This window comes from Oceanospirillum multiglobuliferum (genome assembly GCF_900167095.1).
GTDB lineage: Bacteria > Pseudomonadota > Gammaproteobacteria > Pseudomonadales > Halomonadaceae > Oceanospirillum > Oceanospirillum multiglobuliferum.
Genome location: NZ_FUXG01000044.1, coordinates 1 through 1462, shown reverse-complemented (window position 1 = coordinate 1462; position 1462 = coordinate 1). Strand labels below are relative to the sequence as shown.

At 37.8% G+C, this 1462-nt stretch carries 1 protein-coding gene; it reads right to left on the bottom strand.

Features of this window, described 5'->3' with window-relative positions:
* Nucleotides 1-763: 763 nt before the first annotated feature.
* Nucleotides 764-1462 (bottom strand): hypothetical protein (locus tag B5D26_RS16260; protein WP_200810715.1); only part of this gene is annotated, 699 nt, incomplete at its 5' end.

Below are 1462 nucleotides of genomic sequence, written 5' to 3'. Positions count from 1 at the left end.
GTGGCACGCTCTTCTATGTTGAGTTCTTTGTATGTCATAACAACACCTTACCCGATATTGGATTAGGTGTTGCACTCAGAATTTGCCGCTAAGGGTAATAATTTAATTGAAGACAAGGTGTTGTTTTATATGCGAAATTATTTGTCGCGGAATGGGTGTGCGATCATTCGGGGGCTCACAGCTAAGCATTGAGGTCTATAAGTGAATAGATATTTGATCGTTCAGAGGGGCTTTCATGAGCGAAGCCAAAAAAAGCAAAAGCCTCTAGACCATCCCTTTCAAGTCGTTCTGAAAATGTTGAGTATTTTTCAGTTGTTGGTATCATTTTATCAATACCTTTTGATATATCTCTTTCATTCGAACCATTGAAAGGAGATGAGTGCAGTGCAATCGAGACATTTAATGTCCATAACAGGGTGCATAGTGGAACACCAACTAATCCTTCAGAATGGTGGGATATCTCCTATGGTGTAGGACGTTATATAGTATCTTTACCTAATGCTACTACAGTAAGTGAAAATTATTTTATCCATATCTGCCAAGAAAAGTTAACGAAAATGTGTTACTACGAGAGAGATTACAACACGGGTGGTTCAAAGTGGACGTGCTTATAGGCCTATTAAATAGTATCTGACAATCATTTTTAATGAACTCAAGGCATATGTTGATAAATTTACATATGCCTTGATTTTTGATTTAATATATTTATTGGTTATTGTGATTAGTTACGCCGCAAGCAGCGAGGAATAGAACCCTTAGAGATTTAAGCCTTGGTATCTATTATAGAGTATATGTTCACAGGTTCAGAATCTTTTTGTTGGGCAAAATTAAAGATAGAAAAAAGCTCGAGCCCTCCCCTTTCAAGTCGTTCTGTAAATGTTTGGTATTTTTCAGTAATTGGTACCATTTTATCAGAGCCGTCTAAAATAGTTCCTTCTCTTTCACTTGCAGCTTTATACGTCCTCTCAAAATATTGATTATACTCTGAAACTAGTTCGTTCAAGCTGAAACGGCTCTCTTTAACGATACCTTCAGAGCTAAACTCAAGGTCATTATCTATTGCCAATGATGATGTCGCGTTGGCAATTGATTCTGTTAGCTCCGATAGGCCAAGTGTTAGCGACTCAACAAGTTCTTTCTCTTTAAGAAAGTCTTCTTCGATTGCAGCGAGTTGCTTATCTGATATAGGTTGACCATTAACATCGAGTGCACTGAGCTTGAGTTGACCATCTTCCAAGGCAACATCTAAGCTATCTATATCTATATTAGGATGTTCTACGGCTTGCTTTTCTTTGAAATTTTCAAAGCCTTGAAACCCTGCTGATAAATGATCTTCTGCAGATTGAGCTAGCTTCAATATATTATCAAGATTATCGCCCCAGATTTTCCTAAACTCGGCGTGACGCTGATCTTGCATTTCTTGATATGCTTTACCCCCCTCAATAGCCTCTTTCAGGTTTAT